13 protein-coding genes are annotated in these 15,158 nt (G+C 55.7%); 7 read left to right on the top strand and 6 right to left on the bottom strand.

Annotated features, from left to right (window positions below; genetic code table 11):
• Window positions 1-17 precede the first annotated feature (17 nt).
• The 3 genes from flgF to fabZ all read left to right on the top strand — a co-directional run bounded on the left by flgF (window position 18) and on the right by fabZ (window position 1,980).
• Window positions 18-857 carry a flagellar basal-body rod protein FlgF gene (gene flgF, locus C230_RS0115365; protein WP_018132940.1) on the top strand — a complete coding sequence of 280 codons (840 nt, stop codon included), beginning with the start codon at window positions 18-20 and terminating at the stop codon, window positions 855-857.
• Between the two features lie 163 nt (window positions 858-1,020).
• Entirely contained in the window at window positions 1,021-1,533 is a 513-nt protein-coding gene (locus C230_RS0115360; protein ID WP_018132939.1) for a CDP-alcohol phosphatidyltransferase family protein, read from the top strand.
• Between the two features lie 15 nt (window positions 1,534-1,548).
• Window positions 1,549-1,980: a 3-hydroxyacyl-ACP dehydratase FabZ gene (gene fabZ / locus C230_RS0115355; protein ID WP_018132938.1), complete on the top strand. Its 432-nt coding sequence runs from the start codon at window positions 1,549-1,551 to the stop codon at window positions 1,978-1,980.
• Window positions 1,981-1,992: 12 nt separating this feature from the next.
• Here fabZ and C230_RS0115350 read toward each other — a convergent pair whose 3' ends face one another.
• Window positions 1,993-2,643, bottom strand: coding sequence for a YigZ family protein (locus tag C230_RS0115350; protein ID WP_018132937.1), 651 nt, complete (start codon window positions 2,641-2,643; stop codon window positions 1,993-1,995).
• A gap of 86 nt (window positions 2,644-2,729) precedes the next feature.
• Between C230_RS0115350 and C230_RS0115345 the strand changes: the two genes are divergently transcribed.
• Window positions 2,730-4,226: an ATP-binding protein gene (locus C230_RS0115345; protein WP_018132936.1), complete on the top strand. Its 1,497-nt coding sequence runs from the start codon at window positions 2,730-2,732 to the stop codon at window positions 4,224-4,226.
• Here the strand turns inward: C230_RS0115345 and C230_RS0115340 are convergent.
• The 5 genes from C230_RS0115340 to C230_RS20710 form a co-directional block, all read right to left on the bottom strand.
• Window positions 4,169-5,959, bottom strand: coding sequence for a DUF2325 domain-containing protein (locus tag C230_RS0115340; protein ID WP_018132935.1), 1,791 nt, complete (start codon window positions 5,957-5,959; stop codon window positions 4,169-4,171). The genes C230_RS0115345 and C230_RS0115340 overlap by 58 nt on opposite strands.
• A gap of 139 nt (window positions 5,960-6,098) precedes the next feature.
• A complete protein-coding gene (locus C230_RS0115335) occupies window positions 6,099-8,138 on the bottom strand; it encodes an S-layer homology domain-containing protein (RefSeq protein ID WP_018132934.1) in 2,040 nt (679 codons plus the stop codon).
• A gap of 240 nt (window positions 8,139-8,378) precedes the next feature.
• The gene (locus C230_RS0115330) at window positions 8,379-9,152 is read right to left on the bottom strand and encodes a hypothetical protein (protein WP_018132933.1); all 774 of its coding nucleotides are present in this window, start codon (window positions 9,150-9,152) and stop codon (window positions 8,379-8,381) included.
• On the bottom strand, window positions 9,145-10,674 hold the full coding sequence (locus C230_RS0115325; RefSeq protein WP_018132932.1) for a hypothetical protein: 1,530 nt from the start codon (window positions 10,672-10,674) through the stop codon (window positions 9,145-9,147). The genes C230_RS0115330 and C230_RS0115325 overlap by 8 nt, the downstream gene beginning before the upstream one ends.
• Window positions 10,671-11,888 carry an O-antigen ligase family protein gene (locus tag C230_RS20710; protein WP_245534006.1) on the bottom strand — a complete coding sequence of 406 codons (1,218 nt, stop codon included), beginning with the start codon at window positions 11,886-11,888 and terminating at the stop codon, window positions 10,671-10,673. Before C230_RS20710 ends, C230_RS0115325 begins: the two co-directional genes overlap by 4 nt.
• A 222-nt stretch (window positions 11,889-12,110) precedes the next feature.
• Here C230_RS20710 and C230_RS20705 point away from each other — a divergent pair, with 222 nt between their 5' ends.
• The 3 genes from C230_RS20705 to C230_RS20700 form a co-directional block, all read left to right on the top strand.
• Window positions 12,111-12,332, top strand: coding sequence for a hypothetical protein (locus C230_RS20705; protein ID WP_018132930.1), 222 nt, complete (start codon window positions 12,111-12,113; stop codon window positions 12,330-12,332).
• Window positions 12,333-12,591: 259 nt separating this feature from the next.
• Complete coding sequence (locus C230_RS0115310; protein ID WP_018132929.1) at window positions 12,592-13,725, top strand: glycosyltransferase; 1,134 nt, start codon at window positions 12,592-12,594, stop codon at window positions 13,723-13,725.
• 638 nt (window positions 13,726-14,363) lie between these two features.
• Window positions 14,364-15,158 (top strand): S-layer homology domain-containing protein (locus tag C230_RS20700; protein WP_040393774.1); only part of this gene is annotated, 795 nt, incomplete at its 3' end.

The following is a 15,158-nucleotide window of genomic DNA, read 5'->3' as shown; positions in this document are numbered from 1 at the left end:
AAAGGAGCCGAACGCAGATGAGAGCACTGTACACATCCGCATCAGGTCTGGCGGCCCAACAGACCAGGCTTGATGTGATTTCCAACAATATCGCGAACCTGAATACGGTCGGGTACAAAACGAAAGACGCACAGTTTGCCGAACTGCTGCGCTCCCAATTCGGGCAGCCGGATGAGTTTCAACTGGACGGCCGCCGGTCGGATTCCGGATTGCGCACCGGAAACGGGGTATATGCCGCTCATCTGGCACAAGTGTTTGCGCAAGGCAATCTGCAGATGACCGGCAACATGCTGGATCTGGCGATTGATGGGGAAGGATTTTTTGCCGTCCGCGTTCCCGGCCCGGATCGGAACGGACAACCGTCAATAGCGTTCACGCGAGCGGGAAAATTCCAAATCGATTCCTCCGGCACGATTGTGAACGATGACGGGTATCCGTTACTGGACAGCAACGGGCAGCCGATAGTGATTCCGGAACCGCTGCGCGGGCGTCCGTTATCGGTTGCGGCCAATGGCGATATCACCGTCCAGGGCGAAAACGGGCCGGTTCGGGCAGCAACGATCAACCTCGTTTTGGTGCGGAATCCGGAAGCGAACCTGCAGGCGATCGGGAACAATCTGTATCAAAACAGCAACCCGGACTATCAGCCGCTGCAAGATTCGCTCAGCAACCTGCAGGCCCCGGAAGACAGGCAGCGGATCGGCGGGATCCGGCAGGGGGCGTTGGAAATGTCAAATGTCGACCTGACGCAGGAGTTGACCGAGCTGATCGAAGCGCAGCGGGCTTATCAGTTGAACGCAAGGTCGGTGCAGACGGTGGATGCGATGTTGGGCATAGCCAACAATCTGCGGGCATAATGACAGGGAGGCCGGACGGCAACAGGCCTCTTTTTTCGTGCGGGACAATTCTTTAAAATAAAAAGTTGGGAAGCAGGTTGCAAAGACCTGTAAAAGCGGGCGTTTTTTGCCTATGCATGCATACCGTGGTATAGTAGGGTGTGTGCAGGTAGGGGGTCATTCGGTGAATTTGCCAAACTTGCTGACGCTGCTGCGTTTGGGATTGGTTCCGCTCTATTTTCTCGCGTTTTTCTCAGAATCGCCCTGGAGCATGCAATATGCGCTGGGAATTTTGGTGTTGTCCGGATTAACCGATTTGCTCGACGGCTACCTCGCGCGAAAATACAACTGGATCACCCCGCTCGGGATCGTCCTGGATCCGCTGGCGGACAAACTGATGATGCTGTCGGTGATCATCTCGTTTATCCTGGACGGACGGATTTCCTGGCTGGCCGCCGGACTGCTGATTTTCCGCGATGCGGCGATGATTCTCACGTCGGCGTTTTTCCATTTTCGCCAGAAGCAGATCGTGCCTGCGACCTGGTGGGGGAAGACGACGACCGTCCTGTACTATATGACGGTCGTGGCGATCCTGTTCAAATGGCGGATGGCCGATTTTCTTCTATGGAGCACGATCGGTCTCTCGTTTGTCACCAGTTTCGTGTATCTGCACAAATTCCGCGCAATGAACCGATAGGAGTGGAAAGGAAACATGCTGAACATCGATCAAATCAAGGAAATCATTCCGCACCGCTACCCGTTTTTGCTGGTGGATCGCATTCTGGAACTGGAAACCGGCAGGCGGGCGGTCGGTGTCAAGAATGTGACGGCGAACGAACCTTTTTTTGCCGGACATTTCCCGCAATATCCGGTGATGCCGGGTGTGCTGGTCGTCGAAGCGATGGCGCAGGTGGGAGCGGTCGCGCTGCTCTCGGTGGAAGAGAACAAGGGCCGCCTGGCTTTTTTTGCGGGGATCGACAATGTGCGGTTCCGGCAGCAGGTGCGGCCGGGTGACACGTTACATATGGAAGTGGAGATTCTGTCTGTCAGACGAAGCATCGGCAAAGGCAAAGCGGTTGCGAAAGTGGGAGACAAAGTGGTGTGCGAGGCGGAATTGATGTTCGCCCTGGGGGATGCGCAGTAAGCGCATCCTCGTTTATTTGTGCAGCAGCTTCCCTTCCTGGATCAGCGCGTACACGGGGTCGCCCAAGGAGATCTCCGCCTGGCCGTGTGTGGCGTTGGCGATTCGCTTCCGATACGGTTCGGTTTCCTCGACGGGAACCAAAACGGATAGACGCACGCGATCGGCATATTCGGTTTGGTCGATGAAGCAGCCGGCCTGCAGGGTTTCATGTTCGACCTTGCCCAGCCACGTGTAGTCGATTTCCACATGCACCGTTTGCAACAGCGAACGGGTGACGATTCCGGCCGCCTGCAGCGCGGCATCCGCCGCCTGTCCGTACGCTCTCACCAATCCTCCGGCGCCCAGCATGATGCCGCCAAAATAGCGGGTGACGACGACGACCACATTTTTCAGGACCTTTCGCTTGATCACTTCCAGGATCGGCTTCCCGGCCGTACCGGACGGTTCCCCGTCGTCGTTCGATTTCTGAAATTCGTCATGCGGACCGATCTGGTACGCGTAGCAATTGTGGGTGGCGTCCCAGTGCTTTTTTTGGATGGACTGGATGAAAGCGACTGCCGCTTCTTCCGTTTCGGCCGGCATCGCGTAGCCGATAAACTCCGATTTTTTGATGATGGTCGTTGCTTCACCGTAGCCTTTGATCGTTTTGTATGATGTAAGCATCATGGACTCTCCTGCATTTTGTATTGAATTAATGTAAGGTATGATATACAATTTTCTTATCAATAATGAAGATAGGAGGTGGTAAGATGGCGATTGTTTCGGAAGAACAACTGCTGAAAGTTCTTACCGCTTTTAATTCATGGTGGACAACTGGCCGCGTCCCCAAGGAGCTGGCGAAGCCTATCAAGCGTTTTGCGTTTTATGAAGCCCGACAGATTTTGCATCATCCGGAAATCCGGCGGGCGGTTCTGCTTTCCGGCGCCCGTCGCGTCGGCAAAACGACTGTCGTTTACCAATTGATCGAGGACCTGCTGCAAAGAGAAGTGAACAGGCGCCACATTCTTTATGCATCCTTTGACCATCCGGTACTGAAGTTTTGTGACATCGGCCGGCTGTTAGAATTATACCAGAATAACATTGCCCCTGGTGTGCAAGAGATCTATCTGTTCTTTGACGAAGTCCAATATGCGAAGGATTGGGATCACTGGATGAAGATCCTGTATGATATGAACCCGCACTATCGAATCGTTGCCACCGGTTCAGCCAGTCCGGTGCTTCTGGCAAAGGCGGCGGAAAGCGGAGTGGGACGCTGGAAGAATGTGCGGGTTCCGACCCTCTCCTTCCACGAATACATTGATCTGTTAGGAATACGTGAAAAACCTTTGTTGGACCGGGGAATCAAGCCGACTGAACTCGGGACGTGGTCCCATACGCAGTGGAAGGAACTGATGCTGTCTTTGTATCCGCTGCAGACCTATTTCCATCAATACCTGATGGTCGGAGGATTTCCCGAAATCGCGTTGGGAAACGATATCGCCTACGGCCAGAGGGTGCTTCGGGAAGATGTGGTCGACAAAGTGTTGAAGCGGGATATGACCGTATTGTATAACATTCGAAATGTGGACGATCTGGAGAAAATATTTTTGTATCTCTGTTTCCACAGCGGCAGTATCATTTCGCAGGATGCGATTGCGAGCGAAATTGGCTTGTCGAGACCGACGGTGGGAATTTACATCGAATTGCTAGAACAGGCCAATCTGATCTACATCAGCAAACCGGTTGACTTGTCAGGCAAAAAAGTGTTGAAAGCCCGCCCGAAAATCTACCTGGCGGATGCCGCTTTGCGGAATGCGGTGCTGATGCAGGAGGAAGAGGTGCTCGCCAATCCGGACGAAATGGGAATTCTGATTGAAACTGCCGTCTATAAACACATCGCATCTTTTTACTATCATCGGCTGCCGAAGATCGGGTATTATCGGGATGCCAAAACGAAAAAAGAAGTGGACGTAGTGGTCGCACTGCCAAGAGCGAAAATCCTGGTCGAGGTGAAGTACCGGGAGGATGCCCGGATTCGCGAAACGGACGCGATCGTGGAATTGGCGAACGACGAGGAGGTGGGAGGTGCGATCGTCGTCACGAAAAAAGCGGAAGACTATGGCACGCTCCCTTTTGAAACAGCGGTTCCGATCGTAAAAATTCCGGCATTCGCGTTCTTGTACTTGCTCGGGCACGCAGAAAAACAGGGCTATTTGCACGCTTCCACCTCTCGCAGGATCGACGAGACGCCGCCTGAGATCGGGTAGCGGAGCGGTTTGCCTTGTTTGGACGCTTCCGATTTGACCACCCAATAAAACGGATGGCTGATCTGGTGTGTGTTGCAGATGATCACGTCCGCCTTGCTCACATACGGTTCGATGGAGGCAGGCTGGCTTTCCAATACGACCACCGAACCGCCCCGCTGCTGAATCGCCTGTTCGTATTGGGCCACCATATTGGATTGGGCGCCGCAGATCAGAATGTGCTTGCCTCTGAGCGATTGTTCGATGTCCGGCGGGCTGTCCCCCGTTTTGGCCGGCCGGCGGCGGGCAGATCGTCCGCCGGCAGCTTCTTCTTCCGTCAGCTGCTCGTGATCGTGGATGGTCAAAATCCGGTTGTTATGCGGATGTGTGGCATCAAATAAAAGGGTGACCACATCCCCGATCTCCACATTCGGCAGTTCATATGCATGCAGCGGGACAAATATGTCGGGATCGTGCAAATCGCGGACTCCGATCCAGCCGGCCCGATCCTCAACGATTCCAAGCAGCTCCCGGTGGACGGAAGGTTCCACACTTTTTTGCAAAATCCGGTAATGATACTGCGGCAGTCCGGGAGCATACTCACCCAGCAGGTGCCCTTCCAGTTCGTCGCCATCCTGGGCGCCGATCGCATGGATAATTTTTTCCGAAACAAACAGATCAATGCCCTGCTCCGTGCTGAGAAATCCAAACCGGGAACGAACAGGAATCCGCAGGATGCCGCGGACAATCGCCGGGTAATCTGGTTGGGCGGGCGGGTGGACAGGCAGCTCCGGATTGGTATTGAGAATGCCCGATTCGGCAGCGACGATCGGTGCCGTAACCGATTCTGCCGTTTCCGGCGGTGCCGCAACGGGATCCAAATCCGAATGGGGCGGCGCCTCATAGAGCGGCGCTTCCGCCCGGCCGTTTTCCTTCACGGCGGAAGGAGCGGCCAGCAGTGCGGTTAACCGGGCGACTTCTTCCGTCAATTGTTGAATCGCTGCTTCCTGCGAGCGGTTGAGTTCCAGCAGCTGCAGATTTTCAAAATTCAGTTTGCGAAGCTGCTCGCGTGTCCGCTGCAGGTTTCCGTCCAACAGCTGCACTTCGCGTTCAAGCTGCTGCCGCAACGCTTCTGCTTCCTGCAGCTGTTTCTTCCACGCCGCTGCCTGCGCTTCCGCCGATTTGCGTTCCCGCATCAGCTCCTGTTTCGCCGAATCGCGTTCTCTCCGCAGTTTGGCGAACTCCTTACGCCATTTATCTTCTTGTTTCAGAAATGCTTTCTTGCTCTCGTCCAGGAGTTTCGCCAGACGCTGATTTTCCTTTTGCAGCGCGTCTGGCGGATTTGCGGGCGCCTCAGGTTCAGCGGGCAATTCGAAGGGAGCGCTCTGCTCCATCATCCGTACCGCCAAATCGCTCAGATCCTGGCGGTCGGACAGCAGCAGCGCCAGCACCAGGTGCACATTTTCCATCTCATCATTCAGACGTTTCGCATCGTCTGCCGTACAACCGGCAGGCAGGGAGGCGATTTGCTCTTCCAGACCGGGGTACTCCGTCCGGAGCATGCGGATCAACATTTTCGGATTGGTGTAATCCTGCTGCAGCCTCCGGTCAAAATACGATTTCAGCAGCGGATAGGGGACTTTCTCCGGGGTGCGAAAGCCCGGCGGGCAAATCCGGTGGGCGGCGCACACGGCCGGCAGCACGCGCGGCCCGATATGATGCAGGAACCAGCTTCTCCATTTATCCAGCAGCTGCATTGAAACATTTTCTTTATACATCGAATCACCCGGCTTACAGGGAGAGATTACTCCGATTGTAACACGAATCGATTGTGATTTTGCAAAAAAATCCCTCATCGAGTGAGGATGAGGGGATTTTTCCAAATCCATGAAATGTTTACTTGGACCAATTGAATACGGCGAATTCCGCCCATTCAGCCCAGGTGGCCGTCCGTCCGCGGTAGGTCGAATAGCCGATCGCTCCTTTGTCTTTGGCTGCCCGCATCGCACCCTGGATTTCCTCCCAGGTGGGCGCCTGATTTGGGTCATCAAACATGTTGTACGACTGCCCGATGATGTGAACCGGCATATCCGGACGCGTGAGCTCCTTCATTTTGGGCACCTCGGCGGCGACCGCGTCGTACACTTCCTGGTAGGTGTAGGGTTTCACCTTATTATGCCAGTAGAGCATCGGCGCCATCACATCATAATATTTCGCGTAAACCGACCAGGGTTGATTTTTGCCCCAGGTGGCCGGATAGACGACCGCGATCATCGGGTAATTCGGCCCCATGGTGTTGCGGATCGATTTGGCGAACTCTTCCTGGTGCCATTGATACAGATTCTCTTCCAGATCGGCCGCCAGCGCATCGAATCTCTGTCCCTGCGGGGTCGTGTAGTTGAGTACCTGCAGCGTCTGTCCGGCGTCCTTGTAAGGATCTTTGTTGGCCGCGTACACCCAGCCGATGACAGTGATTCCCGCGTCATGCGCCTGGTACAGGAAATCGTCCATCATGTCCTGCCCGAAGAATCCATCGCTGGTCGTTGATACCAGCGTGAAGACATGCGTCACTCCGGCGTCCTTGTAACGTTGGATCGTGTCTTTGACAGGATAGTTGTGCCAATCGCGCCACATCATCCAGTCGCCTTTTCCGCTGACCAGATCGGCGGCCGAGTTGTAGATCGTGATTTGCTTGGAGACCGCTTGGCCGCTGTAGGAAGCGGTGACCGTCACCGAGCCGCTGGTGCCTCCGGCCGTAAACGTGCCAGACGACGGGCTGCCGGTCGAACCAATTTTCCCCAGGTTCGGATTGTTCACGCTAAACTGAACCGGTCCCTGCGTCAGAGGCACTTCATTATCCCACTGGTCGTACCCCTTGCCGTTCAGCTGCACCGTTGAACCGACCCGGACAAACGGGGAAGGCGAGACAAACATTTTGAATTGCGCAAAATCGCCCGGCACCACCTGGAACTTGGCCGAACCGTCCGCGACCGCCCCGCTGCCGGATACGGCGAGGCTGTAAACCCCGGCTTTTGTTTTCGATACGGTAAACGCCGCAAGCCCGTTCACAGTGGCCGCTTCCAACACCGATTGCCCGTCCGGACCATTCACGGTCAGTATCAGTTTGCGGTTGTTATCCGTCTGCACCAGCTGCCCCTTGTCGTCGTTTACTCTGACGGTGATCTGGACGGGCTGGGTCGGCTTGTATGTACCGTAATCCGATTGGCTGAATGCAAGGTGTTTCAGTTCCGCTTGCTTTATCTGCTGCAGCTTGTCGCCAGGCACATTCAGCATGTTGTACACCATGCCGGCTGCCTCCGCGCGGGTCGCCTTGTTCAGGGGGCGGAAGGTCTGGTCCATATACCCTGCAATCACACCCAGATAGCGGGAAGCGGCAACCGGTTTTTTGGCATAGTCCCGGATACTGGAGACATCCCGGAACGGCAGCGAGGTCTGCACGACCCAATCGGGTACATCGGCGATCTGCAGGGCGGAGACAATCATTGTCGCCATGTCCTGGCGGGTGATCGGCGCATACGGATCAAATGTATCGGAAGATGTACCTTTCACGAGGTTGTGCAGATATGCGGTTTGAATGTAGGCAAACGCATAAAAATTCGGGTTGACATCCTTGAACACCTGGGAGGTGTTCTGGGTGAGCGGCAGTTTCAGCGCTTTCACCAAGAGCGTCGTGAATTCCGCCCGGGTGATGGGATCGTCAGGCGCAAAAATCTGCGGGGTTCTGCCTGACACAATGCCCTGCGACCTGAGCGATTCGACCGCCGGCGCTGCCCAATGGTTGGGCGGGATGTCCTGGAACGTCGACGCAGCTGCTGCCGTGCTGACCATCCACGGAGCCGCCTGCGCAACAGTCAAGGCCGCGGCGAGGATTTTCGGCGACAACCGCTGCTTGCGTTGATGCTTGTTTCTGTTCACGATTGCAATACCCTCCCACAGTTTCCTTATCCTAGCAATTCGACATAGAACGGCAAAATCCTCTGCTGCATCTCCTATAAAAATTCGAGATCTAGCACGAGTTTGCTAGGGTCAGCAAAGGAAACTCGGCTCATAGCGCCTGCGTTCGTGCAGGCAACGCCGAGTTGATCATCCGTGATCAAAAAAAAGACCGTCAGCCCTGCACAAGGGCCAACGGTCTCGAACGTGCAACCCGATCGCTCACTCCCGTTTTTTCAGCTGTTCCTTCAGGGATGCGGGCATCGAGATTTGCACATCCTTGTTGTTTTGGTCAAAAAACTTGATCGTCGCGGTGGTCACCACCGTGCCGATGTCATCCACCTCGCTTGTGGACAGGATTTGGATTTGCCGGATGAAGCGGGTGTCCTTGTCGATATAGATCGTATAACGGCTCGGCATTTTTTTGCCCTGCGAGACAGGCAGCCCGGCCACGTCGATCGCATCCGCCTCAAACTGGTAGACTTCCGTATCGTTCAATTTCAGAAACGTCATGTCCTCCAGCCGATCCACGCGCGGCGGCTGGATCTTTGCCAGCTTCTGCAGCGAATCCCACGGATCGGGCAGCTGCAGCCGGCTGATCGGCCGCCAGACTCCTTCCTCACGATAATAAGCGGACGTTTTGTCCTGGAAGATGTAATACGACCGGCCGTCCACCGATTGGGACATCTCCGCCTGGTCAGGCAAAATCACATGTCCGTACACGCTCGATCGGTGGAATCTGTTCTGTTCGCGCGTCTCCAGCGTTCCGCTGATGCCGAATTTGCTGATCTGCCGGCTCTTCTCGACCGATTCGACGATTTTTGCCCAACCGTCCGGAGCCGGTTTCTTTTCTTTCTGTTCGAGCGGAATCTCGTTCGAGTTGGGGGCGGACAGCTGCGGGCTGCAGCCGCCCAAGGCCGCGGCCAGAGGGAGCGCCAGAACAACCGCTTGCAAGAGCCGCTGTCCAAATCGCAGGTGTGACATGAAGCTACGCATAACGGCGCTTCCTCCTTTGAACAAGCTGATACCCATATCCCCCGAGCACCATAGCCGCGTAGATTCCGGCGAGCGTCGGTACGACAGGAACCGGAATCGGCTTGAATACGAACAAATGCGGCTCCGAATAGTACCCTGCGACCCAGGTGTCGGAGGACAGCGGGAACGGGAACAGCAGGTTCGTCTTATATACGCGCCATTGGCGCTCCAACCGCCCGTTATCCCAAGTGTATCCCGTTAAGTAGCGGGTCGGCACGTCGCGGATCAGGCTCGGATCCTGCGCGACAATCAGCGGCTTTCCGCCGGGCTGCGGGAGTACGAACTCGAAGCGGAACGATTCCTTGCCGCTTTCCCAGATTTTGTCCCAGGTCCGGTTTGCATTCAGCTTGAGGATCATCGCAGGGACGGTGTTGACCATCAGTTCGTCAATCCCGTCCCCGTCAATGTCTCCGATCGCAAAGTTTTTCGCCATCGCGCGGTCGAACGTGCCTTTGTAGACGGCGATCGGCGGGCCGTTAGGCGAAGATTCGTCGACCAGCCGCAGTTCGTTATTGCCCATCAGCAGCAGTTGGCTGCCGCTGCCCGGCAAAAATTTTCCCTTGCCGACCAGCGCAGCTCCCGGATACTGCGGGGACGCTTCTTTGCCGAAAGCGGCCGACCAATTTTGCCGCGATTCCTGTACCGAGCGGGCGGCGCGATCCTGCATGGCGACCGTGACCGATAGCGGATCGAAGAAACTGGTCAGCACCGTTTTCGGATCGTCCACCGGGGTAAAGTGCTGCTTTACCGCGCCATTTTCCACCGTCCAGCTGGATGCGTAGTACGGGAAGCCGGCCAAACCGAACGATGTGAATGGCAGTGCAGCGACCTCCTCTTTGCTGGCCGTGTGTTTTTTGTATCCATCATCTGCTGAAAACCGCAGCACATCGGTATGTTCCAGCTGGGATTTCAATTTTTCGGCGGCGTCGAGCGGGTTCTTTTTACCCGTTGGATCGGCCGCCTTGATGTCTGCATCGGTCAGCTTGCGATAGTCGCCCAGCGTGTAGATGTTCCTTCCCTGTCCGACCACCGGATAGACCGAAAAAAGCGGCCTGCGGTCCAGGACCTCGCTTTTGAACGGCAGCCGAAACTTCGCGTAAAAGGGCATGTCCCAAAACGGCACGATCGCCAGAAAAACAGCGAGCGCCGTCACCACCGTCAGCGTGTAGCGCCAGCGAATCCGCCCGTAGGAGGAGGCGATCCAGCCGAGGATGGCAAACAGCAGCGGAAACTCCAGGAATCGCCAGGCGAGGGAATCAGAATAAATGTTCATCACGCCGTAGCTGACGAGCAGGATCAAGAGCGACAACAGGGCGAACCATCGGCGCCAGGGCCGCGGGATGGCAAAGAAACCGAGCAGCGCCCCTGCGCCCAAAACCAGGAGTCCGATAAAGGAAAAATCGAGCAGCAGCGGAATCACCGCCAACTGGTAGAGGGCCACCAGAAAGATCGAGTACAGGGCGAGCAGCGCGATTTTTTTCATGCAGTGTGTCCCTCCTTCTCGCCGGATCGGGTGAGGATCACCGTGAGGCTGACGAAGAACCAGAACAGGAAGTTCATCGCCGGGACCTCGAATACGTTTTCGACCCCGTTTTGCAGCAGCACGGCCAGAATTCCGGTAAACATGCCAAGCAGCAGCGGCCACTCCTGCCGGGCCCGCAGCGGCTTAAAAATGCGGCTGTACAAATCCCGCACCACCGTGACGAATAAGGCGAGCATCGCGGACAAACCGACCAGTCCCATTTCAGCCGCCGTCTTTGCGTAATAGTTGTCCACATAATTGATGCCCAACCGGCGGGCGGCCACGGCGCCGCCGAAATGCCCCATCCCCGCCCCGAAAAACGGGTTCCCGCGAATCACGTCATACGCGGTCAGCCAGCGGGCGATCCGGCCGTCGCGGGCAGCTTTCAGCCAGTACACTTTGTCGAACAGCTGGAACACCCGAGTATGAACCTGCGGTACAAACATCGCGGCGACCGCGGCAATCAGGATCAGAAGCAACAGCCGGCGGTCAAACAAAGCGGCGGTCACAGCCAGGGCGGCAAACAACGCCAGCCAGGCGCCGCGCGTGTACGTGAACAAAAGCGATGCCAGGGTGACGAGTGCAATCAAAGCGAACAGCACCCGCTCCCTGGTCGAACGGGTGCTCAGCGTCATACCGGCGGCGATCGGGAACATCAGGGCCATATAGCTGCCCATAATGTTCGGGCTGCCAAAGACGGAATACACCCGCGTGCGCACCGTTTCGCTTGCGTCAACCCAGCCGGGCGGCATCGGAGCTTTCGTGACATATTGATAAACGCCGTGCAGACCGATCAGCAGAGCGGCAAACAAGGCGTAACGGACCAGTTTTTCCGCCAATGCCCGGTCCACGCAGAAGGGAAGCACAAACGCGAAGAGCGAATACCAGTAAATCGCGCGGAATCCTTCGAAATCGATGGAGAAGCTGGCGAGTCCGACCGCCAGGTAGGCGATTCCAAGCAGCCAAAACGCTTTCAACATCCGGTAATGCGGCAGCGGTTCCAGGCGTTCGCCGGCCAGGAAGCGGCCTGCCGCCAGCGCGGCGAGTCCCGTCAAAATCAGCTTATCCCACAAGGGGCCGACGACGGAGCCTGCGACCGGAATTTTCCGCAGCAGGAAATCGACGGCCGGAAAAAAACAAAGCGCGGTGAGACTCCACAATTTGAATCTTTCCATTTTCACGGAATCTTTCTCCTTCCCGATTCATTCCCTGTCCGATTATATCATAAGATGGGACGCGAACGAGATTGGCGAAATGTGACAGGTTTGCGGAAAAGGGCCTGGACTCAATTGAAATTTTTGCATACAATATGGCTGTGAACGCAAAAAGAACGACAGACAGTTTGTCTTGCTGCTGGTTTCGATGTATGGGACAATAGGCTCGGAGGGATGAATCGGATGGAGGAGTTAAAATTCTTCATGGCCCAGGTGCTGGAACGTTTCGACCAGATGGACAAGCGTTTTGAAGCCATTGACAAACGTTTTGAAGCGATTGACAGACGCTTTGACGCAATCGACAAACGCTTCGATGAGATGGACAAACGCTTTGAGGCCTGGATCATGCGCTATCCAGCACAGCCAGAATCCATGAAGATATGGGCCAATTGCGTTTTGATGTAAACACCGCCCTCCACAACAGTGCGCTGGCGTTGTCGAAGGTAACGGCTCCCTCCGCTCCGCAGGCCGGGTGAATGACCGGCCGTCTGTTTTGATACTTGGCACAGGCCGAAGCCTGTGTTTTTTTGTGCTTGCAAAATGTTAAGATTCAGCAGGCGGGACGGCGAACTACTAGCCTGCAACATGCCGATCTGATATTATCATCTTATATGGAAACTCATCGGTCGGAACATTCGTGACAGGGAATGTGTGGTGATAGGCAGTGGCAGCACCGACGAGAATTCTATACATCATTGGCGGCGGTGAATTCGGCGGGGCGGAGCGGCATGTGCTCGATCTTGCGAAGTCGCTGGATCAAAGCGAGTGGGCTCCGCGTGTCGCCGTTTTCTATGAGGGGGAACTGGCGCAGCGCTTGCGCCAGGTGCAGATCCCTGTAACCCTGCTGGCGCCCGCCAAATTGTCCGCTTTGGCCGGCATCGTACCGGTGCGGAAACTGATCCGCGAGTGGCGGCCGGCGATCGTCCATACGCACGGCGTACGGGCCAACCTCTCGGGCCGTCTGGCCAACAAGGCGGAAGGGTCGCCGGCGAGAGTGATCACCACCATCCACAGCCTGCTGCCGCTCGATTATCCGGTGGCCTGGAAGCGGATCCTGTTCGGATGTTTTGAAAAATGGACCTGGCCCTACACCGATCATTTTATCGCGGTATCCCGCACGATGCTGGATTGGCTGCTGCAAGAAGGACTGCCCCGGGACCGGACGTCTGTCATCCACAATGCGATCCAGCTGCCGCCGGTTCTCCCACGGCGCCCGGAATATTCCGCTTTACGGGAAGAACTGGGCCTGCCGCAACATGCGATCCTCGTGGGAACCGTCGCCCGGCTGCACAAGGTGAAGGGGCACACGTACCTGATGCAGGCGGTTCGCAAGCTGAAGGAAGAACGTCCGGATGTCCACTACGTGTGGGTGGGCGGCGGCGAGATGGAGCAGGAATTGCGTGAACAGGTCCGCCGGAACGGGCTGCAGGATGTGATCCATTTTCTTGGCGTGCGGCAGGATGTGCCCGAACTGCTGCCGCAATTCGACCTGTTTGTGCTGCCTTCCGTCTATGAAGGATTCGGGCTGGCCGCGCTGGAGGCGATGTTGGCGGGCGTGCCGGTGATCGCTTCGGCTGTCGGCGGTTTATTGGAAGTGATTGAGGACGGCCACGACGGTTTGCTGGTTCCGCCGAAAAATGCGGAGGCTTTGTACCAAGCGCTGAAGCGGGCGCTGTCGGCGCCGGAACAGATGGAACAGATGGCGCGGGCAGCCCAGCAAAAAGTGCTGGAGCAAAACTCGTTGCCGCGACTGGTGCGGGAAACCACCGGCCTCTACAGAAAAATTTTAAACGGGTGAAACCTTTTTGAAACTTGAAACGTCTTAGTCTTATGGAAAGGCCGTTTGCCGATTGGCCTGCCAGGACGAGGGCGTTTTTCTATTTTTCAATCAAAAAGGACTTGCTAAACTATGGAAAATGGTATAGAATGAAATCCTGATGCATAAGGATTTTAGGGTGCAGGAGTTTGTAATAGTTGGAAACGGGCCGGAACCACTTTACGGGATCGGAACTGGCGGGTATAATTCCAATCAGTAGGATGAATCTTCTACCATTTATGACATAGATTCGAGAAATTGGTAACCGCTCGCCTCGGATGCCATTACATAGCAAACGGAAAGAGGAATTTCTCGAATGGTGTCGTAATAAGTAGTAGAGGATGTTCACAACAAGCCATTTTCAAAAATGGCTTTTCAAGCAGAAGAGTACACTGAGGGGAGTGATGCTGACCTGCGAGGGCAGGCACACGAAGGAGCACCCGAGATTTTTCCTGCATGTAATATCTGAGGGAAGAAAATTTAAAAAGGGCTCCCGGCGTACATAGAACGGTGTGCAAATGAAGACCCGAGTAGGAATCATGCAAGAGATTTGGGATGGATCGGCAACACACTTTCCTATCAGTAGTCTTACGAAACATCAGAGGAGGAGAAACGAAAGGATGAAAAAGAGAATCTCTGGCGCTCTTGCGGCAGCACTCGTTCTTGGAACTGTAGCTCCGTCCGCATTTGCTGCTACCAGTTTCAACGACATCGACAGCTCCTACGCAAAGCAAGCGATCCTTGAACTTGCTGACAAGGGTATTCTCTCGGGTGTGGGCAACGGCCAATTCAACCCGCAAGGCACCCTGACCCGTGAGCAGTTCGCCACGATCGTTGTGAAGGCACTCGGCCTGCAAGCGAACGCAACCACCTCGTCTTTCACCGACGTATCCGGTTGGTCGGTTCCGTATGTGGAAGCTGCTTACAAAGCCGGTATTATCGCTGGCGTGGGTGGCGGCAAGTTCAATCCGACGGGGATCGTGACCCGTGAACAAGCGGCTGCTATTTTGGTGAAGGCTGCTCAATATCAAAAGGTGAGTGTTGACCTGAACGCTCCGCTCAACTTCTCGGATGCTTCTCAAGTTTCCGACTGGGCGAAGCAATATGTTGCAGCGGCAGCTAAACTGGGCCTTGTAAAAGGAGCTGACGGGAAGTTCGACCCGCAAGGCAACGCTACCCGTGAAGCGGCTGCGGCTCTTGCAAAGAACCTGTTGACTGCGATCCAAACAGCAAACTACCAAATCACTCCGGGAACGGCTAACCTGGCAGTGGGTCAAGCGCAGCAGTTCTCCGTTCCGGGTGCGAAGAGTGTGGTTTGGTCGGTATCCGGTAACGGTGTAATCGACCAAAACGGGAACTTCGTAGGTACCGCTCCTGGTTCCGCAACCATCACCGCTGTAGCGGATGGCAAGACG

The sequence above is a fragment of the Effusibacillus pohliae DSM 22757 genome (assembly GCF_000376225.1).
GTDB lineage: Bacteria > Bacillota > Bacilli > Tumebacillales > Effusibacillaceae > Effusibacillus > Effusibacillus pohliae.
Note: the sequence above shows the minus strand (reverse complement) of the source record. Positions and strands in the feature narration are given on the sequence as shown.